Below are 24,249 nucleotides of genomic sequence, written 5' to 3' on the forward strand. Positions count from 1 at the left end.
CTTGTGATATTACGGCTTAGCGAATGCCGAGTAATGTATTGATCTGATGAGGATTAACCTGTGCCCCGGCGAAATCGTCGAACACTTTATCAGTGACGTTAATGAGGTGGTCGCGGATGAACGCAGCGCCTTCCCGGGCGCCGTCCTGCGGGTGTTTCAGGCAACATTCCCACTCCAGGGTAGCCCAGCCGGAATAGTCATATTGTGCCAGCTTCGAGAAGATGCCTTTAAAATCAACCTGACCATCCCCCAACGAGCGAAAACGGCCTGCACGGTCTATCCACGATTGGTATCCACCATAGATACCCTGGCGACCGTCTGGATTAAACTCAGCATCCTTAGCGTGAAACATGCCAATAAAATCTTTATAAATATCAATAAAATCCAGATAATTAAGCTGCTGAAGCACCATGTGACTGGGATCGAAAAGTACCTGGCAGCGAGGATGTTTCCCTACCCGCTGATGAAACATTTCGAACGTCACGCCATCATGTAGATCTTCGCACGGGTGGATTTCATAACACAGGTTAATGCCCTGTTCATCGCAGGCATTGAGTACCGGCAGCCAGCGTCTGGCCAACTCGTCAAAAGCAGCTTCGATTAACCCAGCCGGACGCTGCGGAAACGGAAACAGATAGGGCCAGGCCAGTGAGCCGGAGAACGTACCCAGCTCGCTGAGACCAAGCCGTGCGGAGGCTTTGACGGCCAACAGCAGCTGTTGCCGCGCCCATTCACCGCGCGCTTGCGAATTACCATGCACATCCGACGGCGCAAAACTGTCGCACATGGCGTCGTAAGCCGGATGCACCGCCATGAGTTGACCGAAAATATGGCTGGTCAGTTCACTGACAACCAGGCCGTGTTCCGCCAGCATTCCGGTGAGGTCATCACAGTAGGCCTGGCTCTCCGCCGCGGTGGCGACATCAAACAGACGCCGATCCCATGCCGGAATTTGCAATGCTTTGAAGCCGGTTTCCGACGCCCATCGGGCAATCGTAGGCAAGCTGTTGAACGGGGCTATCCCATCACTGAATTGGGCGAGATGCAGGCTTGGGCCTTTGATGGTTTTCATCGTAAACTCCTATTGTTTGTCGATTGGCAAACAATAGGAGTAAAATCGGAGAACCACAAGAATAATTTATAAATTCTTTGGTAATAGCGCAGGTTTAAGCGATCCTGTGTGACTGAAAGGCAGGCAAAATGGAGCAGCATAATGGCAGGTAGACCGCGCGAATTTGATCGCGAACATGCACTTTTGAAGGCGCGCAATCTCTTCTGGCGACAGGGCTATGAAGGTACGTCAATGTCGGATTTAGTGGCAGAACTTGGCATCGCTTCCGCGCGCATTTACAAAGCGTTCGGTTCAAAAGAACAGTTGTTCCGACAAGCCATAGTCCATTATGAAAGCCAGGAAGGCGGGTTTGCAGATCGGGCCTTCGCCGCTGAGAATAACGTGCAGGAGGCGATCAAAAAGATGCTAGTGGACGCCGTGCACCTGTACAGCCAGGCGGAATTGCCGCGAGGATGTATGGTCGTCGCTTCTGCTGCGAGTGTCAGCGCGGAAAATGATCAGATCAAAACCTGGCTGGCCCAGCATCGCCTGCAACGCACGCAACAGATCATCGACCGCCTAAGGCAGGCGGTGTATAACGGCGAGTTGCCGGATACGACCGATGCCGACAGCCTGGGAGACTATTTCGCCGTCTTTTTACATGGTCTTTCCGTTCAGGCGCGAGATGGCATCACAGAAGCGCGATTGTTAGCGGCAGTTAATGTCGCGCTTAACGCGCTGCCGTGTACAGCATAATGCATTGTAGCCAGCAATGAGTCTTTTAATATCAAAGGGTCATTAACACCCACAGTGTTTACTATCGCAGGTAAGGATGCCTCACGATGACCCCGAGACTCTCCCGCTCTCATTTGTCTCCTTTCGCGACACCTCACTGCCTGCGTTGATAGCCATCCCGGCGGGAAAAATACCCTACGGAGGGTCGAACCGGGTTAAAGAAAGGGCCTGCGATTTCCCGTAGGCCCTGGACCGCTGTCGCGTGGCTTACATCACTTGTCGCTCGCAAGCACATTGACAGCACCAACTGTAACGTTACACTAAACCGTTATTGTTGATGTTCCTCATCAGAAAGCGATGCAGGATCAGGCTTGTCGACCCCCGTATAAAACGGCGCGGAGAATCGCTCTCCTCCGCGCCTCGCCCACCGCTGCAAAGGAGATGTATGGCAAACATTCGCGATGTCGCAAAGCATGCTGGCGTGTCCGTCAGCACCGTATCCAACGTGCTCAATGGCCGTACAGACCAGATGCGCGAAGAGACGCTGGCGCGTATCCAGCAAAGCATGCAAACGCTCAATTACTTCCCTAACCGCGTCGCCCAGCAGTTGAAAACAGGCCAGGCCAAAATGATCGGCCTGCTGGTTCCGTCCATCGTCAACCCCAGCTTCGCCTCGCTGGTCCGTGAAGTGGATCTGGCGGCAAAAAAGCGCTTCTATCGCGTGCTGATCGGCAACACCTACCGTCAGATTGAAGAAGAAGAAGCCTTTCTGGAAGATATGTTCGCCCACGGCGTGCGCGGCATTATTGTCGCCGCCGGTGATATTGAAAAACCGCATTTTGTGCGCGCCGCCTCTCAGGGCATGATTATGGTCAACTACGACAGTCGTATGCCGGCCAGCGCCGGTTCCGGCGGCCTGGCGCTCGACAGCGTATCCATGGATAACGTCGAAGCCGGGCGTTTAGCCACAGAGCATCTGATTGAGCGCGGGTGTCGGCATCTGACGTTCGCCACCGTCGCCGGTATGTTCCCGAGTCGCGCCCATAAAATCGAAGGCTTTCTCAGCGCGGTGCAGCGTCACGGGCTATTTCGTGAAGGCATGATTGTTGAGGAGAAAACGCAGGCGGCGTACGGCGATGCGGAAATGACCGAACTGGGCCGTTCGCTGGCGCAAAAAATCTGCCGCCAGTCGCGCTGTCCTGATGGTATTGTGGCAATTAATGACGCGCTCGGCATTGGGCTGATGGCCGGCCTGCACGAAGCCGGGATTAGCGTGCCGGGAGAGATCTCCATCATCGGCATCGACAACATCCCGCTATCCGGCCTGGTTTACCCCAGATTGAGTTCCGTGATGCCTCCGCTGAGTGAGATGGCGGAGGTCATGGTACAACGCCTGATTGAACGGACGGACAACCCGTCTCTCCCGCCGCAGGAATTTCTGTTTACCCCTTCCCTGGTGTGCCGTCAGTCGGTACGCGATGCGCCCGAGGTCTGACTCTCGCGCCGCTGTTTTTGTGCCTGTGACGGGAGAAAAACACATTCTCCTTCTCCCACGTCACAGTAGCGTCGGACCGACGGTGAGCAGAATATTGGCAAAGCGGCGGGTTTCGCCGGAGGCGACAACCAACAGGGTATCCGACGATTTCGCCTGCGCGTAAAAGTCCTCCCGGGCCACATATTCCACTCCGGTCGACTCAGCAAGCAGACTGCGATATTCACGCGCAATCGTATTATCAAAATCATCCGGGCAGGACATCAGCAACGCTTTTTCAATATTGATGTAGCCGAGCATTTTTTGCAGGATGACCACGCTGCTAATTAAACCCGGGGAAAAATTCAGATAAATAATCCGCGCCCGCGGCGACGAGTTGGTTAAAAAGGAATAATTAGCATCAGCGATAAGAACATTGGCTTTATGGCCACACTGGGCCAACGCCTGGAGTAAGTCCGGATGAATAATTTCTGATTTGATCATGACGACGTTCTCTGAATATGGGCGGGATATACCCCGCCCTGAGATTTATGCCCGATAAATACCGCCGTTAATATCCAGAGTCGCCCCGGAGATAAAGCCATCGTATTCCGAGGCCAGGAAGCAGATCGCGCGCGCGATATCTTCAGGCGTACCGGCTCTTCCCAGCGGAATATCTTCGATAGTCCGATCGGCCGAGGCCTGAGTGGTATGCTGGTTATGAAAACGAGTCCCCAGAATCAGCCCTGGCGCCACGGCATTCACCCGAATACCAAACTCACCAAGCTCTGCGGCAAGGGAGCGGGTCCACGTCAGCACCGCGCCTTTAGCCATCGAATAGACCAGCGATCCGGAGTGCCCGCCGGAGCGTCCGGCTAACGAGGCGAGATTCACGATACTCGCGCCGTCAGTCGCCTCTTTTAACCACGGCAGCGCCGACTGAGTCACATTGAGCATGGTCGTCATATTGACATCAATGACGGTACGCCAGAACTGCGGGTCAATTTCACCGAGCCATTTTCGGGCAATAATTCCCCCGACGTTATTCACCAGAATATCGATCCCGCCTAAGAACGCCGCCGCCTCGGCAACGCAGCGTGCCGCATCCGCCTCGCTGGTCAAATCCGCATAGCCGCAGGCGGCCTTGCCTCCCCGCTGTTGGGCAATAGCGATTAATTCTCTGGGGCCTTCTTCACCGCTGAAATAGTGAATATAGATATCACATCCGGCCTCAATCAGTTTTCTCGCGGTCTCTTTACCAATACCTTGCTCAGCGCCAGTAATAAATACTTTCTTTCCCGTTAATGACCCCATTGCATACTCCTTTCTTCAGAATAAATCCGCCATCAGCGCATAATATTTATCAGCGAGAGATTCAGGACGTTGTTATCCCCACCTGCAGGCGTGTTAAATATCAGAACCTTAGCGATACATGTTGACCTTGCGCCCTGTCGATATTGACAGGACGCCTCTTTTAACCGTCTTTAAATAACAAAATGCGGTTTACTACTGGATTCACAATTAATAACCAGCGAGCCCCGGCAACCATGTTGTTAATGGTGGGACCATGGCTACGATAATAATACCGACGAAGACCACCGCCAGATATTTTGCCATTGGCCGAATAACGTGTTTCATCTCCACGCCGCAAATGGCGCAAGTGGTATAAAGGCCAAGTCCGATAGGCGGTGAAAAGAGACCAAAGCCCATTGCCATAATCATAATGATGCCGAAATGCAGCGGGCTGAAGCCCAGCTGAACGGCGATCGGCACCAGTATCGGCGCAAAGATAATCAGCGCCGGAGCACCTTCCAGTACGGCGCCAAAAATAACCAGAATAACGATGGTTAATAGCAGAAACAGCCAGGCTCCCTGCTCGACCCCAATGCTGACCAGTAATTCCGCTATTTGCTGCGGGATCATCTGTATCGTGAGCGCATAAGAAAGGCTGGTGGCGCAGGCGACGATAAACAACAGCACTCCGGACATGGCGGCGATATCGATAAACATTTTTACCGTTGCTTTGAACGTCAGTTCACGAAATGCAAGGCGACCGACGACGATGGCGTAAATCACGGCAAAAGCGGAGATTTCTGTCGAGGTGGCGATCCCCATCATGACGCCGCGGCCGATCATAAAAATCATCACCAGCCCAACGGCGGCGCCAAGGTAGAGCTGCGTGCGCGGCCGTAATACCGGATACGCTTCGCTAACGTTGATTTTGCCGCCAAACCGGTTGGCGGCAATCATCAGCAGTACCAGCAGGCAGACGGCGGGCACCAGACCAGCAATAAACAGCGCGCCAATCGAGATGTTCGCGACAAAGCCCATAACAATCAGATTCACGCAAGGTGGGATTGTTTCGGCCATCACGGCCGAGGCAGCGAACACCCCGGCGGCCTCTTCGCCATCCTGTTTAGCCCGACGCACCGCCGGCATCAGCACGCCGCCAACCGCCGCAACATCTGCCAGCTTGGAGCCGGAGATCCCGGAAAAGAAGGCCATCGACAGTACGGTGGTCATGTTGAGGCCGCCGCGAAAGCGCCCCATGCCACGCACGATAAGTTCAACGAGCCGCGTTGACATCCCGTTGATCTCCATCGCGGCACCGGCCAGCAGGAAGAACGGAATGGCCAACAGCACGAAGTGATCTACCCCCGCCGCAACCTGCTGGGAGAAAAAGACAAACGGTAATGACGGATCGCAGATAAAGAACACCATCGCCGACAGACCAAGGGTAAACGCAATCGGCACGCCGGCGAGAATACCGAGGACAAAGCAGATCAGCATCAGCCCGGCTGCAGCGCTGGCGGGATCGGCCATCAGCGAGAGTTTCATATAGCCAATGGCGGCCAGAACCACAATGCCAAGGCCGCTAAACAGCACAACCCGAATGCGCTCCCGCAAGGCAAGCTCCAGCGCCGCCACCATCATAACCAGCGAACCAATCAGCACCGGAATGACGTAGATTGTCTGCGGCAAACCGGTCTCCGTGGTTTGCAATCGCGCGGCCTGCACCAGGTCGTAGCTGGAAACGACAAGCCCAACCGAGACCAGAAACAGGATCCAGCGGCTGGCATGAACGACATAGGGCCGAACCTGTTCAGGCAGGAAACGCAGGAACAGATCGACGCCAATATGGCCTCCTTTCGCCGTCGAGGTGGCCACGCCGAAAAACACCAGCGCAATCATCAGCGCGCGGGCCACCTCTTCGGCCCAATGAATGGGCGAGTGCAGCGCATAGCGCCAGATAACGGATGCGAACACCACCAGCACGTTGATAAACAGCACCAGCGCTCCGGCCCAGGCGGTTAAGGTGGTTAAAAACCGGCTCAGCTTGCCCAATAGCGCAAGGACGAAGCACTCATCCTTTGCTTTAATAGAGATATCAGCCATGTTGAATCTTCTCCACAAGATTGCCAATCTCACCGCTTAACCCCACCGTGACACGGCCGGGTAAGCGGCGCCGATCATGACGGGTCTTTTGCCGCCGCGGTAATTTCATCAACGATGGGCTTCATATCCGGATACTGCTTGAGGAACGACTGCCACACGGGCTGCACCTGCTGATAGAAGAACTGGCGATCGGTTTCGCGGAACGTCACCCCTTTTGCTTCAAGGTTCTTTATTGCTTCCTGTTCTTTTTTACCCGCTTGCATGCGTTCATAGTCCGTCGCCTCTTTCGCCGCCGCCAGCACGTCCGCGCGCAGTTCCGGCGGGATTTGTTCGAAACTCTTTTTATTCATCGCAATCATCAGCGGGTTGTAGCTGTGGCGAGTCAGGGTGCCGTTTTTGATGATTTCATAATATTTGCTCGCATAAATCGTCGGGGCATCGTGCTCTACGCCGTCAATAACGCCCATTTGCAGGCTGGAATAGACTTCACCGCCCGGCATAGGGATCGCCACTGCTCCCATATGGTTTAACGTGGCGATAAAATTAGGCACCGGTAGCACGCGAATTTTCAGGTTTTTTAAATCCTCCGGCTTTTCAATCACCTTTTTGGTATAAATATTGCGCGCACCTAAGTTAAAGCCGTAGCCGAGCACCATCACGTTGGCTTTATCCATCATTAAGGCGGAGAGTTTTTCCCCGGCGCTGCCATCCAGCGCTTTCCCTACCTGACTGTAATCTTTAAATAAATAACCCAGATCCAGGACGCCCATTTCAGGTACCAGCGTGGCCCAAATGGATGTACCGGAAATCATCATATTAATTGCGCCAATGCGAACCTGCTGCGTCGCATCGGCCTCTTTCCCCAACATGCCGTTGGCAAAATAATTGAGCTTAATTTGCCCTTTCAATTTCGCATTGTTGTTAATGTTTTCCTGAAAACGGCTGAACCAGATGTAGTGCGCCGAGGAGTCGTCCGCGGGGAGAGAAGAGTAAACGCGGAAGTTGAGTGCCGCATGGGCTAAGGTGCTCACCGCACTTCCCGCTATCAGGGCCGAGCTCAAACAAGCAAAAGCTAAAATACGTCTGGCCGAACAAAACTGTGTCATTTTCATCATCGTTATCCTTTCACGTACCGTTGAGGTGTCTGTAGCACCTTCGGGCCTCGCTAAATCGCCAGGGACTTCAGTCATAACCGGAGGGTAAATTTCTTCTGTAACGTTTTAGTGTAACGTTACAGACCGTATTCGCCTCGCCAGATAAAAGCAAGTTGCTTCCCCCCGTCATCGCGCATGATGTGTGAATTTTGTGGCAGGCGTCGCGAATTCAGGCTCAGGTTTTACATCGTGAAAACGCCCTCATCGCTGTTTAGTCACTGTTTAGTCGCTGCTGTCATCTGACTCTGGCGACTACACTAAACAAACACAGGCGTGCCTGGCTGGCGTACAAGAAGAGGGCCGAAAGAGTCTTTACCGGGCATAACGCGGATTCGCACCATAGCCGTTGCTAAACGTGAAGGCCATCGCAAACGCCGCTTTTGATTCTCCGCTACGCTGGAGTACGCCATTCACTCGTTAACGTTCTGAGACAGGAAATAACCATGCAACTGAATGACCTAACCTTGTTCCGCCAGCAGGCATTTATCAATGGTGAGTGGCGTGATGCCCTCAGCAGCGATGTCATTACGGTGACCAACCCGGCGAACGGAGAGGTGCTGGGCTCAGTACCTAAAATGGGCGCAGAAGAGACGCACGACGCGATCCAGGCCGCCCATCGCGCCCTTCCCGCCTGGCGACAGCTCACGGCGAAAGAGCGCGCCGCGATCCTGCGCCGCTGGTTCGATCTGATGATGGCAAACCAGGACGATCTGGCCCGGCTGATGACCCTGGAGCAGGGCAAACCGCTGGCAGAGGCAAAAGGCGAGATAAGCTACGCCGCTTCATTTATCGAATGGTTTGCCGAAGAGGGAAAACGCATTTATGGCGATACCATTCCCGGTCATCAGGCCGATAAGCGCCTGATCGTGATTAAACAGCCGATTGGCGTTACCGCCGCGATCACGCCGTGGAATTTCCCGGCGGCGATGATCACCCGTAAAGCCGGCCCGGCGTTAGCGGCCGGCTGCACAATGGTTCTCAAACCCGCCAGCCAGACCCCTTTTTCCGCGCTGGCGCTGGCCGAACTGGCCAGACGCGCCGGGATCCCTGACGGCGTATTTAACGTGGTGACCGGTTCCGCCAGCGCGGTGGGTAATGAACTGACCGGCAACCCGCTGGTGCGTAAGCTGTCGTTTACCGGCTCCACGGAAATCGGCCGCCAGCTGATGGCACAGTGTGCTCAGGACATCAAAAAAGTTTCGCTTGAGCTAGGCGGTAATGCGCCGTTTATCGTGTTTGATGATGCCGATCTGGATAAAGCGGTAGAAGGCGCCATGGCGTCGAAGTTTCGTAACGCCGGGCAGACCTGCGTCTGCGCCAATCGCCTGTACGTGCAGGACGGGGTGTATGCGCGCTTTGCCGAAAAACTGCAGCAGGCGGTGGAGCAGCTGCACCTCGGCGATGGCCTACAGCCGGGCGTCACAACCGGACCGTTGATTGATGAGAAAGCGATTGCCAAAGTGCAAGAGCATATTGCCGATGCCGTCGGAAAAGGCGCCCGGGTCATCACCGGCGGGAAGGTGTCTTCCCTCGGCGGCAACTTCTTTCAGCCGACTATTCTGGTCGATGTTCCCGACGGCGCCAAAGTGGCGAAAGAAGAGACGTTCGGCCCGTTGGCTCCCCTGTTCCGCTTCACAGATGAAGCGGATGTCATCCGCCAGGCCAACGATACCGAATTTGGTCTCGCCGCCTACTTCTATGCCCGTGATTTAAGCCGCGTTTTCCGCGTCGGCGAAGCGCTGGAGTATGGGATTGTGGGCATCAACACCGGGCTGATTTCCAACGAAGTCGCCCCGTTTGGCGGCGTGAAGGCTTCCGGTCTGGGTCGCGAGGGCTCGAAGTATGGTATTGAAGACTATTTAGAAATCAAATACATGTGTATTGGCCTTTAATCCACGTCCGTTCCGGGCAACGGAGTCCCGATGGGGTAACCCTTCGGGCTCCGTTTGCGCCGCCGGTTACTCGCTTTTCTTATAGCGCGGTAGCTCAACAACCGGGTAGGAATAGGTCTCCTGTACAATACAGCGGTCAGGTGTCGCCATCCCGGAATAGAAGAAATAATAGGCCTCGCTGTCCGGGAAAAAGACCAGATCATCGCCATTTTGAAAACGCGTCACGCGAAACGGGACATTGCCTGTGGTTTGCGCCTGTCTGATTCCGGAAGCAACCTGGAAGTGATCGCCCCATTTCATCGTCGACAGCTTGTAATGGAATTTTGAGATCGTCACGCTTTTGCGTAACGAGCAGGACAATTTCACTGCAGTACCCGCAAATGCCGGAGAAAGAAACAGGCTTACCAGACTCATTAGTAATATAATTTTCATAAATATCTTTAGTTTACAGATCCATGTGGTGACGGTAACACGGATAGCCTGTTCAGGCATTCTCGCGGAGCACATTTTCTCGGGACAGCGCGCTTCTAAGAACAATCCTGTCTCTTTTCTTTTGTTGATCTTTTTGCTGCAATAACGGGCAGCACGCCTCTGATGCTGCGGTTTCCACCAGCCTGGGTAAACCAGTCCCCCGGACACAATACGTCATCGAAATAACACTGTTATTATTAGCACCCAATTATTTCCATTATGGAATGATAAAACAGACAACATGTTTATAAATAACGCTGATAGTGAAATATATTTACATTTAATTCACAGCATTTTTTTCAAAACAAATTTCAATTTAAATACGCATCTATTCGACATGATATGAACTATAAGCTATAATGATAAGGGCTGATCATTCATTAATTATATGAATGATTATCGAATATCAGTCACTAATTTAAAGCATGTATTATTTTGTTTAATTAACTCTATTAAACGAGAAAAAAATGGCAGATAGCAAAATAAAAATTTACAACGTCCGCTATAGCAAGTTGATGAAGCTTCTGGATTTTTTTACAGTCAACGCTCTGATATTTATTTATCTAAAGTATTTTTACACCGAACCATCAACTGCCTCTGCCCTTCTCGGCGTTATCTACTCGTTAATATTCATCCACGGTAATGAGTATTTCCGTCTTTACGCAAGTCAGTTCAGAGAAAATTTACTCAGGAAATCGGTGAGTCTGTTTCTGAGCGTTTGCTTAAGCAGTCTTCTCTCGTTCATATTTTTTGTCCTCTCCGAGATACTGTTGAATAAACACTCAACGGAAAATACCCTCCTTCTGGCCAAAGCCCTTAGCCAATGTTCAATTATTATCTTTAGCAGCGTACTGGTCGTCCGGTTAATTATCAGATGTTTTTTCAACCGCAAAAAACTCCATGTAGCGATCCTGGGAATTACCCCTGCCGGGCTGGCAATTGAACAAGCTCTGTTGCATGAGTTTTCAAAGAAAAGCATCGAAATCAGCTACTTTGAGGATCGGAATATTCAGCGCGATAGTCGGTTCATCAACATTGAGCAAAAGGGCAACTCACGCGATTTACTTGCGCTGGCGAAGGCGGATAAGGTTGATGAAATCTACATTGCCCTACCCATGGTCGCTCAACAGCGCATCCGTCAGTTCCTTAACGAATTTTCCGATACCACCGTTGATGTGTTTCTGGTTCCGGATCTGTTTTCATATAGCTCGCATATCTCACAGCTGCGTATGTTTGGCAATATTCAGACAATCAGTATCTTTACGTCACCTTTTGATGGTGATGGCGCGCTGCTAAAACGCATCGAAGATATCATTCTCGGTACATTTTTCACCCTGCTCAGCTTACCGGCAATGCTACTCATCGCCATCGGAATCAAGTTAACATCACCCGGGCCGGTTTTATTTAAGCAAAACCGTTATGGCCTGAACGGTAAACAGATTCAGGTCTGGAAATTCCGCACGATGCGGGTTATGGAAAACAATGCCGTGGTTAAGCAGGCCACCCGGGGAGATCCGCGCGTTACCCGTTTTGGCGCATTTTTACGCAGAACCTCACTCGATGAACTGCCGCAATTTATCAATGTCCTGCAAGGAAGAATGTCGATTGTCGGCCCCCGTCCTCATGCGGTTGCTCATAATGAGGAATATCGTGTTCTGGTCGATAACTATATGATTCGCCATAAAGTGAAGCCGGGAATCACCGGACTGGCGCAAATCAGTGGCTTCCGGGGCGAAACGGACACCCTGGATAAAATGGAGAAACGCATTCACTACGATCTGGAATATATCCAGTCATGGTCGTTATTTCTCGATCTGAAAATTATCTTCCTGACCTTTTTCCGAGGGTTTGTGGGGAAAAATGCGTTCTAGGCTCATCTTTCTGGCCGGTCTGCTGTATCTCCCGTACGGATATGCTGACCTACAAGCAAAACCGCATACGGGCGTCGCTGGCATCGATTTCGAGAGCCAGATAGGCTATGACGTCGGTTACAATGATAACGTGACCTGGCAGCGCGCAGACCACAATAAGATTGCCTCAGGTTATCAGAATATCAAACCGATCTTGAAAGCTATTGGCCAGCGTTATGAAGATCGCTATCTGCTGATGTACTCGGGGGATTATCGCAACTACACCAGCGATAGCGCAGACAACCGCAGTAACCATTTTTTCATGTTCAATGGCAGCTGGCGCTATGGAAAAATGCACGGTCTGTCGTTGGATCTTGATGAAACATACGGTCATGAAGAGCGCGGACTGGATACCACGCTGGGCTTTTTACCGGAACAGTTTAAAGAGTTTGGCATCAATAAACCGCTCAGTACGCGTTTTTTCAATAGCGAATTACGCTACAGCTACGGTGCTCCGGAGGGACGCGGTAAGGTAGAACTGGCGCTGCTCCATAAACAGCTCCGCTTTCGCGATCTCTCTGACATTCAAGCTGCCGATGCTGACTTTTATTACTATATGCACGATCAGGAATGGCATGAGAACAGCCTGATTGCTGAGATTTTTGACCAGAAAGCCAAAACGTTGCGCTATCGCTACAGTTTTATCACCAACCAACGTCGCTATGAACTTAATCCTTTAAAAGATACCAACGAATACTATCTGCTGGTCGGTATGAAAAACCGTCTTTCCGGTAAAACTGAGGTGAATGGCAACGTCGCCTGGTTGTACAAAGATTTTATCCATAACCCTGATTCACAGGGATTTAACGGCCTGAACTGGGATATTAATGCCGACTGGAAGCCACTCGAGCAGATTAAGCTGAACCTGCACAGTTCACAACGCATTAAGGACCCTTCTGACTCCGGTGGCTATATCCTGGTCTCTAATTTCGGTCTCGGTTATGAACATCACTGGCTGGTGGATCGTTTTTCAACCCTGGTAGATTATTCTTACATCACCGAAGACTATAAACATCAATCGAATGGGCGAAAAGACCAGTCAAATCTTTTGTCGCTTACCTTTAACTATGACTATCGTCCATCCATTAATTTTAAGCTGAAGCTGCAATGGAACACGATGCATTCCAATAAAGATACGGATGTCTTTTATATTGGCCCGAACTACGACCATGCCGTCGAGCGCACGCTGGGCTACAACGATTCGGCAATTATTTTTATGACGCAGGTACAGATATGATCCTAACTAGCAGGAAACTGGCAGTGATTCCTCTTCTGGCATGGCTGCTGACAGGCTGCTCGACACCGCCACAAACGGTCAAAAACCCGCCGGATGCCGTCTATCATTTGGATCAAGGGGATGAAGTCAACATTACAGTCTCAGGTGAACAGGATCTGACAATGCGCGTTAAAATCGATAGCAGCGGCAACATTGCGTATCCCTACATTGGCTCCCTGATGCTGAAGGGTAAAACACCAGAACAGGTTAGTCAGGAGATAGCCGACAAGCTGCGCGGCAGTTATCTGCAGGCGCCAATGGTGACCGTCAGCATTGCTGAATACCGTAAGATCTACCTGTTAGGAGAAGTCAAGAAACCCGACGGCTATGCCTGGGAGCCCGGTCTAACAGCTGAAAAAGCCATTGCGCTGGCCGGTGGATTCACCGATCGCGCCGACCGCCAGGATATCCGCATTCGCCAGGTACGCAGCGGTAAGCTGCTGGAGAATGTCGCCGCCGACTCCGCCGTTCAGGCCGGAGATACCATTATTATTGGAATGAGCTTCTTCTGATATGGCAATTTCATTAGTAGAAAATGGAAAGAAGAAAGAAGGTGTTATCGACTTTACACCCTATTTCAACAAAATTAAGCACAAGCTTATCTGGTGCCTGCTGGTGGTTATCCTGGCGGGAGCGGCTGCCTTTATCCTGACGCGTTTTATGTCATCCAGCTATACGGCGACGGCGACGGTGCTGTTTAAAGCTCAGGCCCAGGATGTGACACCGTTACCGCGGCTAGAAAACTATGATTCTACTCGTAGCGATTACTACGAAACAAAGTATGCGTTAATGAAGTCGCGGGTTGTTCTTGAATCCGCGATCAAAAACCTGAAGCTCGACCAGGATGAGGAATTTAATGGCGGTAACAACCTCGACGACGCGACAAAACTGAACAACGCCATCCGCGCCTTGCAAAAAGGGATTACCATTTCTGGCGTGAGAACCACCCAGCTGGTGTCGGTTTCTATGGAAGCCAAATCGGCTGAGAAAGCAGCGATCATCGCTAACGGCGTTGCCCAGGCATTCATCGACTACAGTCTGCTGCTGAAGCAGAAATCGTTACTCCAGGCCCAGGGCTGGAACGAAAAAATGATGGATGACCTGAAAAACAAGATGACGCAGCAAAAAGCTGACATCGATGATTTCCTGAAACAGAACGGATTATTAACGTTTCGAAGTATGGACGGTTATGAAACCGAGCAGCTCGGTATCACCATTAACCATCTTGCCGACGCCACCCAGCGTCGCCTTAAGGCGCAAACAATCTGGGATAAAGTCCGCCGCCAGCAGGGAAAAACGCCGGAAGAGATCATTTCACTGCCGGATATCTCTGGCCACCCGCAAATTCAGGATTTGCGAATTGCGTTAACCCAGACGCGTCGTAACCTCTCGGAAGCGGCAAAACACTATGGTCCCGATCATCCAAAATATCGTCAGGCTCAAGCGCAGCTGCAGGTGGTCAACAGCCAGATAGGGCAGGTTCTCGGCGAGTTGTTAAACGGTTTACGCCAGCAGTACCAGATTGCGCTGGATGATGAGCAACGTTATCAGCAGATGCTCAATGCACAGAAAGGTAACTTCCAGGAACTGGCGGCGAAACGCGATAAGTACAACACCATGACCACGGAGCTGAACAAAACCGAAGAGCTGTATAAGTCGTTGTATCAGCGCGCCAATGAGCAAAAGTTATCCGAACAATTCTCCGTTGCGGATGAAGTTATTTACGATGCCGCCGTTCTGCCAGATTTACCGTCGAAACCGAACCGCGGCTTACTGATTGTCATGGTAGCCATGATGGCGCTGGCGGTGTATGTCATGTACCTGATAGTCAGCACCGCACTGGATAAAACGGTGAACAGCATCAGCGAACTGAAAACCAAAGCCATGCTTGATGCCAGCGGTGAATTCCCGCGGCTGCCTCATCTGGACAGTGCGCTGGCAACGTTCCGCGACGTGGTGTACGCCGACATGATCCACAGTCTGCGCCTGGCGCTGCTAAACAAACTCGATCGCCCGGGCACCATTCTGATCACGGCCGTTCGTTCACCATCGGGCAGTAGCCTCATTGCCGAACTGCTGGCCTGGTCCAACAGTAAAGCCCACAAAACCCTGCTGATTGATCTGGACTACCTCACGAATACGGGATTATCAGCCCGATGGCCGCAGCATAAAGACGGTTTTAGTCAGTATCTTAACGGGCGATGCCAGTTGGAACAGGCGGTGATTGCGTTGGGGGAAAACCTTGATGTAATGCCACGCGGCGAGCTCAGCGACTCCTCTTTATTACTACTGTCGTCCGGGAAGATCCCTGACCTCCTGAAATCATTGCAGCAGACGTACCACACGCTGATCCTCGATATGCCATCGCTGAGCCAGGCTCAGGACAGCCTGCTGCTGGCCCCGCATGTCGATGTGGTGCTGTTGGTGGTCAAAGCTGCTGAACAGGCGGGGCGAATCCGGGATGCTGACAGTCGACTGCGTGCAGCGGGAAGCCTGCAGGTAGCCAGTATGCTCAACCAGGTGACAGAAGAAAATCTGCAAACTCAGGAAGGTCGACGCCTGCCTGAACGCGGTATGCGCGAACTTATCTCACCGAAGCAGAGCCTATGAATTTAATAAAAAGCATTTCATCCATCGCGAGCTCTTCCGTCTTGTCACAACTGATCGGTGCATTTTCTGTCTGGCTGATCTCCCATCGCTACGGCATGGCCGAAGTGGGGCATTACGCGATGATTTACAGTAACGTGCTGATTGGCGCGCAGGTCTGTACCTTTGCTTCGCAGTTGCTAATCCCCCGCCAGGAAGATTATGAGCTCGGGCAAAATGTGGTGTTTTGCCTGCTGCAAAGCCTTATCATGGCAATTCCGTGGGCGGTCATCACCGGGCTGATTTTTGAGCTAAATATCGCCTTTCTCTATCTGATGACGTTTGGCTATGCGCTGGTCTTGATTGCGGAAAACCTCTCGCTGAGAGGCGGAAATTATCAGTTTTTGACCTTTCAGCGTATCGCAGTCTCGCTGGTAGTGGCGATCGCACTGCTGATCATGCCCAATACCACCTTGTTCTATCTGGCGTGGATGGTGGGAATTCTGCTGCTCCTGGGCGCCTGCCTGCTACGTTTGTTCAACTTCAGAACGCTGACGCTGGCGCACTTTTCTCCCACCATGAATGGTCGCTTTCTTCGCGAACACTGGCAGCATGTCAGCCGGGTTGGCAGCGCTGAAGTACTGGCCATGGCCAGCAACAACCTGCCAACCATGCTGATTAACGTCTGGTTTTCACCGCTGGTTGCCGGCTATTTTTCCGTTGTCAGCCGCTTCTGCCTGTCGCCGGTCATGATCATTGGTAATGCGGTACGTAACTCTATCTTCTCCAAATGGTCGATGGATTTTCGCAACAATACCTTTAATTATCATGAATATAAAAAGGTTCGTTTATTACTGATGGCTGCGGCGATGGTCTGCATCATGGGGATCTGGATTTTCTATCCTCTGGTCATGCGCCTGGGCTTCAGCCAGGAATGGCTCAACTCCATCCCGACATCACGCTACATGCTGCCCTATCTGTTTGCCGCCCTGGCCGTCAGTCCATTGACCGTCATTGAGCTGATTTTTGGCTCAAAACGTTACTTCCTGCGCATCCAGCTGGAACAGCTGCTGATCATCGGCGTGGCATTTGTCGTGATGCCAAAAATGGGCATTGGTTATGACATTTCGTTGCTGGCCTTTTCGTTGCTCACCAGCGTACGCTACCTGTTCATCCTGCTAAAAATGAACGCCCGGGCGAAGAAACTCTCATTGCAGGAGCAGAAGGCATGCAGCTGAATACCGGTCGTTATCTGGAAGCATTCGCCCTGATGACCATCGTCTTCTGCGGGACCGTGCAGTATTTCACCGGTATTGTAGCGGTACTGTGGATACCGTTTTTTATGGTGCTGATCATGGTTGTGCTGCTGATGATGCAGAGCAATCCGCAGCCTCTGAGGCTCAGCACACGTGAAAAGCTGGTACTTGTCCTCTATCTGACATTTATTATCCTGAGCCTTTCCTCGACAGTTTTGCAATCCGGAGTCGTGACCACTGTCGTTGGTTTTAAGAACGAGCTGGCGCTGTCGCTGGTCATGTTTTGCATGTTGCTCGGTATGTTCCGTGAATCTCAACTGTACCGCTTAATTCAGTTATTTTACTGGCTGTTTTACATACAGTTTCCGATTGCTATCTATCAGGTTCTGTTTGTAGTGCCACAGCGGGTTGCCATACGCGGGGAAGATGAAAAGTGGGATTCAGTTGTCGGTACCTTCGGCGGCGATCCGATGGGCGGTGGGAATACCGCGGCCATGGGGATGTTTTGCCTGCTGATCATGTTGTTAAAAGTGTCCGAATTTAAGCACGGCATTTGCTCCTTTAAATCCATGTCCATACATATCGTGCTGGCTTTTGTACTCTGTATCATTGGTGAAGTTAAATTCGTTATTCTGCTCTCCCCTTTCCTGCTGGTCTTGCTTTGGATCATGCCAGGCTATGTCAGCGGTGTCAGTAAAGTCAGCCTGCGTTCGCTGCTCATTATTGCCGCAGGAATGGTGGTATTAATTTTTTCTGCCATTACCATTCTTGCCGCCAACTATTCCGCCGCATTTGGCGGCGATCCGACAAAAAGCGCATTCTCCGTGTTTATCGACTCTCTCGGTTATATTTTTGACACCAACTACATCATGGATAGCGGTGAACTGGGGCGCTTTACCACTATTTTCTTTTGGCTTCAGCACAATGAACTTTTCGGCCCCGGCGGAATGCTGTTCGGTTATGGCCTGAATGCCACCAACAGCGGGAGTACCGTATCGCCTGGCTATATTGGCGCCTGGTTCCACTTAATTCTCGACTCCACGGCGTTGAGTATGCTGCTTTGGGAAGTCGGCATTATTGGCGTCGTGATTTTTATTGCCATGATAACCTCGATTCTTATCTCAATGCGGCCAAAAGAGACATTTTCGCGATACGACCTGAAGCGGGAAGATTTACAGCTTCTCAGTTCAGCACCGGCATTTTATGTCTTTACTATCGGCTGTTTACTTAGCCTTCCCTATAGCCAGATCCTGATGATCATTCCCATGCTACAGTTCTTATTATGGCTGGCCCTTGGGGCGCTGATTATCATCCACCGCTCTGTTCGTTTGAATTCCGGTATCTAATATGAATAAAACTCCTTCCATTACCGTCAGCATTAAGACTCTGAATGAAGCTCAGGGGATTGAAAAAACGATCGACAGCGTGCGCAAGCAATTACAGCCTTATCCTCACCAGGTCATCGTCGCTGATAGCCTCTCCACGGATAACACCCGTGAACTGGCGGTGGCGAAAGATGCGATGGTTGTCTGTCTGGATAACGCCAAAGACCGCTGCTGCGGTATTGGCCACCAGTTGGGCTGGCTCTTCAGCGAAGGGGATTATCTGCTGCTGCTGGATGGTGACATGGAACTGGAACCTGGCTTCCTCGACACGGCGATCGCTTTTCTTGAGGCCCATCCGGAATACGCGGGCGTGGCCGGTAGCGTAGAAATGGACGATGCTTCCAATTATGAATTCAAATCACGTAAGCAGCGTCTGCATCTTATATATCCCCTGGGCGACACGGACCATCTGGGCGGCGGCGGTCTTTATCGTCGCTCCGCCATAGAAAAAATTGGCTATCTGACAAACCTCAATCTGCATGGCTATGAAGAGGCGGAATTAGGCATTCGTTTACAGGTGGCAGGTTATAAACTGCATCGTCTTTCCGTCCCCTATTTCAGCCATGCCTCTTACACCATGCCCACGTTTAAGATGCTCGCCTATCGCTGGAAAAATGGTTTTTTATGGGCTCCAGGCGAGTTATTGCGTAACTGCTGGGGAAAACCCCATTTCCCGGCAGCGTTTAGGATTGTACGCAATGAGCTGATATTTACTGTATATCTGCTCGTCTTATTCATCTGCCTTCTTTCTTTGAACCTCAAACTGATCGCTATCGCTATCCTCCCTCTGCTGGCATTTATTGCCCTTAAAGCGCTCAAGAATCGCTCTCTGAGAGATGGAGTACAAAGCGTCATCAACTTATCGCTTTTTTCTGCGGGCCTGCTGCGCGGCGTCATTAATTCAACCAAAGATCCGATGAAACGACCGGCGGTGACCGTTACCAATCCAAAGCATATCAAGACAGAAAATGAAAATATTATTCGTTAATAAGTTCTTCTTTATTAAAGGAGGAGCGGAAACCGTATTCTTCCAGGAACGGGATGCCATGCTACAATCTGGTTTTCAGGTTGTTGATTTCAGTATGAAACATACCGAGAACAAGCCTTCGCCCTGGGAGCCGTTTTTCGTACATAACGTAGATTATCATGGTAGTCATGGTCTGCTGGGGAAGATAAAAGCCGGTATCGACTTTATTTATAATGCTGATGCATGTGAAAAGCTCAATACCTTGTTGCTCCAGGAGCAGCCGGATATTGTTCACTTCCACAATATTTATCATCAGCTCACGCCAGCGCTCATTGGCATCGCCAAACGCTTTGGCTGCAAAACCGTATTAACCGCGCACGATTATAAGATTGTCTGCCCCTCCTACACGATGTTGCGTGATGGTCACGTTTGCGATGACTGTATTACTGGCTCAGTAATGAATGCCTTCCGTCATCGCTGTCAGCAAGGTGATACTGGTAAAAGTCTGCTGCTCTCTCTGGAAGCCTACTGGCAGAAATTTGCCAAAAACTACGCCATGCTCGATTCCATCGTCGCGCCGAGTGAATTTATGCGCCAGACTCTGCTGCGAAAATTACCCAACGCGCGGATTGACGTCATCGTCAACGGAATCGATGCCAGCGCGACCATCCCGGGTGATACCGCAGGAGATTATTTCCTCTATATTGGCCGTCTGAGCCGGGAAAAAGGCGTCGCCACCCTGGCACAAGCACAGCAGAAAATGCAGCAAAAGATGCCGCTCAAAATCATCGGTGATGGCCCATTAAATGCCGATCTGCGTTCACGGTTCACCGGCCCGGAATTCCTCGGTTATATGCGCCACGGAGAGGCCCTCAACGACTTGATACGCGGCGCCAGGGCAGTGATTGTCCCTTCTGAATACTATGAAAACTGCTCGATGTCTGTCCTGGAAGCGATGGCCTTCGGTCGGCCTGTCGTTGGCGGTAACATCGGCGGGATTCCTGAACAGATCCGTAATGGTGTTGACGGCTATCTGTTTGAACCCGGAAACGCCGATGCGCTGGCGCAGATGATGGACGATCTGGCGGCCAACCCGCAGAAAGCCCGTGAAATGGGGAGCAATGCTCGCCAACGTTTGCAGGATAAATACGATCTTGCCCACCATATGCAGGTGCTACGAGCGCTCTACCAGCAGCTCGTGGGGGAACAACAATGAAGCTCAAAGTGACGGTTCTTGGAACCCGCGGAATTCCTGACGTTCAGGGTGGCGTAGAAACACATTGCCAGAATTTATATCCGGAAATTTATCAGCAGAGTCATGCTGATATTTGTGTTATTGCCCGTTCGCCCTACGTGAATTATCGCCATAGTGAATACAAAGGCGTTCGTCTGAAAAGCCTGTGGGCGCCGAAGAGCCGGAAATTCGAGGCAATTATTCATTCGACGCTGGCAGCTTTCAGCACCCTGTTTGATGGTTCAAATGTGGTCCACGTCCACGCCGTTGGCCCAGGACTGGTTGTTCCCCTGCTGCGTCTGCTGGGCAAACGCGTCGTTTTTACCCATCACGGCCCGGATTACGATCGCCAGAAATGGGGAAAAATGGCCAAAGAGATGTTACGCCTGGGAGAAAAGTGGGCCGTTAAATATGCCAACGAGGTTATCGTTATCTCAGAAGTGATCAACAATCTGATCAAGAGCAAACATGGCCGTAGCAACGCTAACGTGATTTACAATGGCGTACGTCAGCAGGCGTTGCCTTCGCCGGAGTCTCTGGCTGCGACGTTGGATAAATACGCATTGAAAACAGGTCAGTATATTGTGGCCGTTGCCCGCTTCGTTGAGGAAAAAGGCCTCCATGATCTGATAGCCGCCCACGAAGCCGCACAGTGCCAGGTTCCTCTGGTGCTGATCGGTGACGCAGATCATCCTGATGAATACAGCCAGCGGCTGAAAGCACAGGCGGCGGCAAATCCGAATGTAATCATGACCGGTTTTATCAGCGGCGAGCCTCTGCATACGTTATTTTCGCAAGCCGGGCTGTTTGTCCTGCCTTCGTACCATGAGGGTCTGCCGATTGCGCTACTGGAAGCGATGTCGTGGTCCTTACCGGTGGTGGTCAGCGACATTCCGGCAAACCTGGAAATAGGTCTGCCATCCGATGTTTATTTCCCGGTCGGCAACGTTACAGCTCTGGCGCAAAAACTGCAGGCCTGGAGCGTTACTGACGCCGTTGATTATAGCCTGTTGATGCCGAAGTATCGCTGGCCAGAAATTGCTGCTGAAACCACCCGAGTGTATCAGCGCTTGACCGACAGGAATGAATAGTGGAGAAACCGACATCCGAACTGGTAGTAGATCGTTTCTATGCCTCGCTCGATGCGGAGGTAGAAGCCTCGTTGACCCCGGAACAAAAACGCGGAATTGAGCAGGCGCTAGTCAGAGCCACGCTCTCTTCTCGCCACCGTATTGATTTTCGCCGCAGCTTTCCTTTTCTCCATCGACGTTACTTTGTGGTGTTTTTGTTTGGCCGCGATCTGCGCAAAATTTCACGGGACAGTACCCTCGGGCGTATTTTTTCGACGTTGGCGATCTCCATCGCCCTGTTGATATGTATTTTGTCGGTGCTGCTGATGCTGTATATGTTCAAGTCCGCGTTAGGTATTGACCTCTTTAAGAACTTCCATGTCGGTATCTGGACATGGTTTGTCAACCTCCATGATAAAGTGAACTAACGATGGCCGTAACTTCCCCTCGCGCGATAGCTCTCCTGGCGGCGCTTTTACTCTCAGGTGGAGTCACCTCTTTGCCCGTGCAAGCTGAACGGATCTCGGTCTCTCTTCCTGCCTTCAACGGCATATTGACCAATCCCGGTATGGGCGTAGCCAGCTTTCATGATGGCTATGGGCAAAAACCGACGCCAGCGGAGTATCCTGAAACCGGCTTTGAATACGATCGCTTTTACTGGAACGAACTGGAGCCACAGGAAGGGATCTATCACTTTGATCTCATTGACCATGCGTTCGCCGTCGCGGCATACCATCAACCGGCTATGAACGTCGGCCTGCGCTTTATGGTGCTGGATGAACCACAGTCAGGTTCTAAAATACCCGACTGGCTAATTGCAAAAGGCATAAAAGGCCAGTGGGTCGCCAACGGCAAAACGTTTGTGCCGGACCTCAGCGATCCCGTCTTTGTCGCCTACGTGCAGAAGCTGCTAAACGCACTGGGCGCCCGCTATGATGGCAATCCTGAACTGGCGTTCGTCGATATTGGTATCGTGGGTTCATGGGGCGAGTGGCATAATTCCAATTTTACCGACGTGCAGCCTTTACTGGAAAAATATACGCCGGAACAGCTCAATCGCTACGTGGATATGCACTTCTCCAGCTTTCCCAAAACGCCCAAAATTATGCTCATCAGCGGCGGTGGTTCCCTGGCCTATGCAAGCCAAAAAGGTGCAGGATGGCGCGCAGACTGCTGGGGGGACTGGCATAACTTTACGCCCGAATGGAGCCATATGCGCGATGACTATCCCCAGCGTCTGGCGGCAGCTCAGGCCGCATATTCTGGATTGCAAACCCGCTGGCAACAGGCACCGGTAAGTCTGGAGATTTGCGGCTATATGCACGAATGGCAAAGCGTGCAGCACTACACTCGCCAAGAGGTTCAGGCAACCTTTGACTGGGCTTTACAACAACATGCCAGTACGTTGAATCTGAAATCCCGCCCGATCCCCGAGGAATACCGCGATATCGTCGATCGGGCGCTATTGCGCATCGGCTATCGTTTCCGCGTGAGCCAGCTTCAGCTGGAGAGCTCTGTACCACCGGGCCTGCCCCTGACCGTGGATGCCACGTGGCACAATGACGGCGTGGCGCCGGTTTATCTCCCCTATCAGGTGCAATGGCGAGTCGTTAATGCCCTGGGGGAGGTCGTTGCCCGGAAAACAACCCAGGACGATATCCGCCAATGGCTGCCCGGCAGCTATCAGAGCCAGTTCACCCTTGCACTGCCTGCAACCCTGACCTCCGGGAAATACCAGCTGGAGGTGGCTTTAACCAACGATCAGGGTACACCGCGCATTCGCCTCGCCAACGAAGGTGGAAATGCCGAGGGATGGTATCCGATGGCTTCATTTAACATTAAGGAATAACTATGTTTGAATCCATTCGACAGGTTGGAGAGGAAATCAAGCACGCCGGCGGTATGAAAGCTAAAATCGCCCTCCTGCTTTATCGTCTTGCAACGTTATTTCGCAGCCGCAATCCGATTTGGAAACTGTGTGCTCTCCCGTTTGTGATCCTGAATAAGATCATTAACGAATGTCTATTTTGCGTCGAAATTCCCTGGCAAGCACGTATAGGATACGGATTAAAACTCTTTCATCCACACTGCATCGTAATTAACCGGGACACGGTCATTGGCAGCAACTGTACTTTGCGTCAGGGGGTCACGATCGGGAGCGTCGCTGATAGCAACGGGCAGGAAAGCATCAGCCCACTCATCGGTAACAATGTTGAATTCGGTGCACATGCGGTTGTGATTGGCCCGGTTACGCTGGGTGATAATGTCAAAGTGGGCGCCGGAACCGTTGTGACCAAAGATCTGCCTGACGGCGCGATTGTCGTAGGCCAGCCGTATCGTATTTTAAAAACAGACTAAACCATCGCGCTGTCCCGCCCGATGACTGATAAAAAAA

Annotated in this window: 21 protein-coding genes; 15 read left to right on the plus strand and 6 right to left on the minus strand. The window is 51.6% G+C overall.

What is annotated here, in order from left to right; genetic code table 11:
* Positions 1 to 16: 16 nt before the first annotated feature.
* Positions 17 to 1,072, minus strand: coding sequence for a sugar phosphate isomerase/epimerase family protein (locus GRPL_RS00885; protein ID WP_032700737.1), 1,056 nt, complete (start codon positions 1,070 to 1,072; stop codon positions 17 to 19).
* A gap of 141 nt (positions 1,073 to 1,213) precedes the next feature.
* Here GRPL_RS00885 and GRPL_RS00880 point away from each other — a divergent pair, with 141 nt between their 5' ends.
* On the plus strand, positions 1,214 to 1,807 hold the full coding sequence (locus GRPL_RS00880; RefSeq protein WP_032689348.1) for a TetR/AcrR family transcriptional regulator: 594 nt from the start codon (positions 1,214 to 1,216) through the stop codon (positions 1,805 to 1,807).
* Between the two features lie 424 nt (positions 1,808 to 2,231).
* Positions 2,232 to 3,281 carry a LacI family DNA-binding transcriptional regulator gene (locus GRPL_RS00875; protein ID WP_032700738.1) on the plus strand — a complete coding sequence of 350 codons (1,050 nt, stop codon included), beginning with the start codon at positions 2,232 to 2,234 and terminating at the stop codon, positions 3,279 to 3,281.
* A gap of 60 nt (positions 3,282 to 3,341) precedes the next feature.
* On the opposite strand, the gene GRPL_RS00870 is transcribed toward GRPL_RS00875, so the two are convergent.
* The 4 genes from GRPL_RS00870 to GRPL_RS00855 form a co-directional block, all read right to left on the minus strand.
* Positions 3,342 to 3,761 (minus strand): RbsD/FucU family protein, encoded by a 420-nt coding sequence (locus GRPL_RS00870; RefSeq protein ID WP_032700739.1) that lies wholly within the window; start codon positions 3,759 to 3,761, stop codon positions 3,342 to 3,344.
* Between the two features lie 45 nt (positions 3,762 to 3,806).
* Entirely contained in the window at positions 3,807 to 4,571 is a 765-nt protein-coding gene (locus tag GRPL_RS00865) for an SDR family NAD(P)-dependent oxidoreductase (protein ID WP_032700740.1), read from the minus strand.
* 207 nt (positions 4,572 to 4,778) lie between these two features.
* Entirely contained in the window at positions 4,779 to 6,653 is a 1,875-nt protein-coding gene (locus tag GRPL_RS00860) for a TRAP transporter large permease (protein WP_032689352.1), read from the minus strand.
* 74 nt (positions 6,654 to 6,727) lie between these two features.
* A complete protein-coding gene (locus GRPL_RS00855; protein ID WP_223306609.1) occupies positions 6,728 to 7,684 on the minus strand; it encodes a TRAP transporter substrate-binding protein in 957 nt (318 codons plus the stop codon).
* 566 nt (positions 7,685 to 8,250) lie between these two features.
* Between GRPL_RS00855 and gabD the strand changes: the two genes are divergently transcribed.
* Positions 8,251 to 9,699 carry an NADP-dependent succinate-semialdehyde dehydrogenase gene (gene gabD / locus GRPL_RS00850; RefSeq protein WP_032689354.1) on the plus strand — a complete coding sequence of 483 codons (1,449 nt, stop codon included), beginning with the start codon at positions 8,251 to 8,253 and terminating at the stop codon, positions 9,697 to 9,699.
* Positions 9,700 to 9,765: 66 nt separating this feature from the next.
* On the opposite strand, the gene GRPL_RS28380 is transcribed toward gabD, so the two are convergent.
* Positions 9,766 to 10,131, minus strand: coding sequence for a hypothetical protein (locus tag GRPL_RS28380; RefSeq protein WP_032696601.1), 366 nt, complete (start codon positions 10,129 to 10,131; stop codon positions 9,766 to 9,768).
* 506 nt (positions 10,132 to 10,637) lie between these two features.
* Between GRPL_RS28380 and GRPL_RS00840 the strand changes: the two genes are divergently transcribed.
* From GRPL_RS00840 to GRPL_RS00785, 12 genes are read left to right on the plus strand one after another with little or no spacing between them, the layout of a single operon-like run.
* The gene (locus GRPL_RS00840; protein WP_032700741.1) at positions 10,638 to 12,041 is read left to right on the plus strand and encodes an undecaprenyl-phosphate glucose phosphotransferase; all 1,404 of its coding nucleotides are present in this window, start codon (positions 10,638 to 10,640) and stop codon (positions 12,039 to 12,041) included.
* On the plus strand, positions 12,031 to 13,317 hold the full coding sequence (locus GRPL_RS00835; protein WP_032700742.1) for an outer membrane beta-barrel protein: 1,287 nt from the start codon (positions 12,031 to 12,033) through the stop codon (positions 13,315 to 13,317). Before GRPL_RS00840 ends, GRPL_RS00835 begins: the two co-directional genes overlap by 11 nt.
* Entirely contained in the window at positions 13,314 to 13,868 is a 555-nt protein-coding gene (locus GRPL_RS00830) for a polysaccharide biosynthesis/export family protein (RefSeq protein ID WP_032700743.1), read from the plus strand. The genes GRPL_RS00835 and GRPL_RS00830 overlap by 4 nt, the downstream gene beginning before the upstream one ends.
* Position 13,869: 1 nt before the next feature.
* Positions 13,870 to 15,966, plus strand: a complete 2,097-nt coding sequence (locus GRPL_RS00825; RefSeq protein ID WP_032700744.1) for a GumC family protein — start codon at positions 13,870 to 13,872, stop codon at positions 15,964 to 15,966.
* Positions 15,963 to 17,180 carry a lipopolysaccharide biosynthesis protein gene (locus GRPL_RS00820; RefSeq protein WP_032689360.1) on the plus strand — a complete coding sequence of 406 codons (1,218 nt, stop codon included), beginning with the start codon at positions 15,963 to 15,965 and terminating at the stop codon, positions 17,178 to 17,180. Before GRPL_RS00825 ends, GRPL_RS00820 begins: the two co-directional genes overlap by 4 nt.
* A complete protein-coding gene (locus GRPL_RS00815) occupies positions 17,171 to 18,544 on the plus strand; it encodes a hypothetical protein (protein ID WP_032700745.1) in 1,374 nt (457 codons plus the stop codon). The genes GRPL_RS00820 and GRPL_RS00815 overlap by 10 nt, the downstream gene beginning before the upstream one ends.
* 1 nt (position 18,545) lies before the next feature.
* A complete protein-coding gene (locus tag GRPL_RS00810) occupies positions 18,546 to 19,571 on the plus strand; it encodes a glycosyltransferase family 2 protein (protein ID WP_032700746.1) in 1,026 nt (341 codons plus the stop codon).
* Complete coding sequence (locus tag GRPL_RS00805) at positions 19,552 to 20,766, plus strand: glycosyltransferase family 4 protein (protein ID WP_032700747.1); 1,215 nt, start codon at positions 19,552 to 19,554, stop codon at positions 20,764 to 20,766. The genes GRPL_RS00810 and GRPL_RS00805 overlap by 20 nt, the downstream gene beginning before the upstream one ends.
* Positions 20,763 to 21,875, plus strand: a complete 1,113-nt coding sequence (locus GRPL_RS00800) for a glycosyltransferase family 4 protein (RefSeq protein ID WP_032689363.1) — start codon at positions 20,763 to 20,765, stop codon at positions 21,873 to 21,875. Before GRPL_RS00805 ends, GRPL_RS00800 begins: the two co-directional genes overlap by 4 nt.
* Positions 21,875 to 22,282 carry a hypothetical protein gene (locus GRPL_RS00795; RefSeq protein WP_032700748.1) on the plus strand — a complete coding sequence of 136 codons (408 nt, stop codon included), beginning with the start codon at positions 21,875 to 21,877 and terminating at the stop codon, positions 22,280 to 22,282. The genes GRPL_RS00800 and GRPL_RS00795 overlap by 1 nt, the downstream gene beginning before the upstream one ends.
* Before the next feature lie 2 nt (positions 22,283 to 22,284).
* Positions 22,285 to 23,703, plus strand: a complete 1,419-nt coding sequence (locus GRPL_RS00790; RefSeq protein ID WP_032700749.1) for a DUF4832 domain-containing protein — start codon at positions 22,285 to 22,287, stop codon at positions 23,701 to 23,703.
* Between the two features lie 2 nt (positions 23,704 to 23,705).
* The gene (locus GRPL_RS00785) at positions 23,706 to 24,212 is read left to right on the plus strand and encodes a serine acetyltransferase (protein ID WP_032700750.1); all 507 of its coding nucleotides are present in this window, start codon (positions 23,706 to 23,708) and stop codon (positions 24,210 to 24,212) included.
* The last annotated feature ends 37 nt before the right edge of the window (positions 24,213 to 24,249 follow it).

Origin of the sequence: Klebsiella planticola ATCC 33531, from assembly GCF_000735435.1 — a bacterium.
In the GTDB taxonomy this organism is placed as follows: Bacteria; Pseudomonadota; Gammaproteobacteria; order Enterobacterales; family Enterobacteriaceae; genus Klebsiella; species Klebsiella planticola.

Coding starts and splice junctions, on each gene's coding strand:
- GRPL_RS00805 (WP_032700747.1), top strand. CDS start 19,552: ATGAAAATATTATTCGTTAATAAGTTCTTCTTTATTAAAGGAGGAGCG.
- GRPL_RS00840 (WP_032700741.1), top strand. CDS start 10,638: ATGGCAGATAGCAAAATAAAAATTTACAACGTCCGCTATAGCAAGTTG.
- GRPL_RS00835 (WP_032700742.1), top strand. CDS start 12,031: ATGCGTTCTAGGCTCATCTTTCTGGCCGGTCTGCTGTATCTCCCGTAC.
- GRPL_RS00870 (WP_032700739.1), bottom strand. CDS start 3,761: ATGATCAAATCAGAAATTATTCATCCGGACTTACTCCAGGCGTTGGCC.
- GRPL_RS00815 (WP_032700745.1), top strand. CDS start 17,171: ATGCAGCTGAATACCGGTCGTTATCTGGAAGCATTCGCCCTGATGACC.
- GRPL_RS00810 (WP_032700746.1), top strand. CDS start 18,546: ATGAATAAAACTCCTTCCATTACCGTCAGCATTAAGACTCTGAATGAA.
- GRPL_RS00875 (WP_032700738.1), top strand. CDS start 2,232: ATGGCAAACATTCGCGATGTCGCAAAGCATGCTGGCGTGTCCGTCAGC.
- GRPL_RS00885 (WP_032700737.1), bottom strand. CDS start 1,072: ATGAAAACCATCAAAGGCCCAAGCCTGCATCTCGCCCAATTCAGTGAT.
- GRPL_RS00830 (WP_032700743.1), top strand. CDS start 13,314: ATGATCCTAACTAGCAGGAAACTGGCAGTGATTCCTCTTCTGGCATGG.
- GRPL_RS00865 (WP_032700740.1), bottom strand. CDS start 4,571: ATGGGGTCATTAACGGGAAAGAAAGTATTTATTACTGGCGCTGAGCAA.
- GRPL_RS00785 (WP_032700750.1), top strand. CDS start 23,706: ATGTTTGAATCCATTCGACAGGTTGGAGAGGAAATCAAGCACGCCGGC.
- GRPL_RS00880 (WP_032689348.1), top strand. CDS start 1,214: ATGGCAGGTAGACCGCGCGAATTTGATCGCGAACATGCACTTTTGAAG.
- gabD (WP_032689354.1), top strand. CDS start 8,251: ATGCAACTGAATGACCTAACCTTGTTCCGCCAGCAGGCATTTATCAAT.
- GRPL_RS00860 (WP_032689352.1), bottom strand. CDS start 6,653: ATGGCTGATATCTCTATTAAAGCAAAGGATGAGTGCTTCGTCCTTGCG.
- GRPL_RS00800 (WP_032689363.1), top strand. CDS start 20,763: ATGAAGCTCAAAGTGACGGTTCTTGGAACCCGCGGAATTCCTGACGTT.
- GRPL_RS00825 (WP_032700744.1), top strand. CDS start 13,870: ATGGCAATTTCATTAGTAGAAAATGGAAAGAAGAAAGAAGGTGTTATC.
- GRPL_RS28380 (WP_032696601.1), bottom strand. CDS start 10,131: ATGAAAATTATATTACTAATGAGTCTGGTAAGCCTGTTTCTTTCTCCG.
- GRPL_RS00790 (WP_032700749.1), top strand. CDS start 22,285: ATGGCCGTAACTTCCCCTCGCGCGATAGCTCTCCTGGCGGCGCTTTTA.
- GRPL_RS00820 (WP_032689360.1), top strand. CDS start 15,963: ATGAATTTAATAAAAAGCATTTCATCCATCGCGAGCTCTTCCGTCTTG.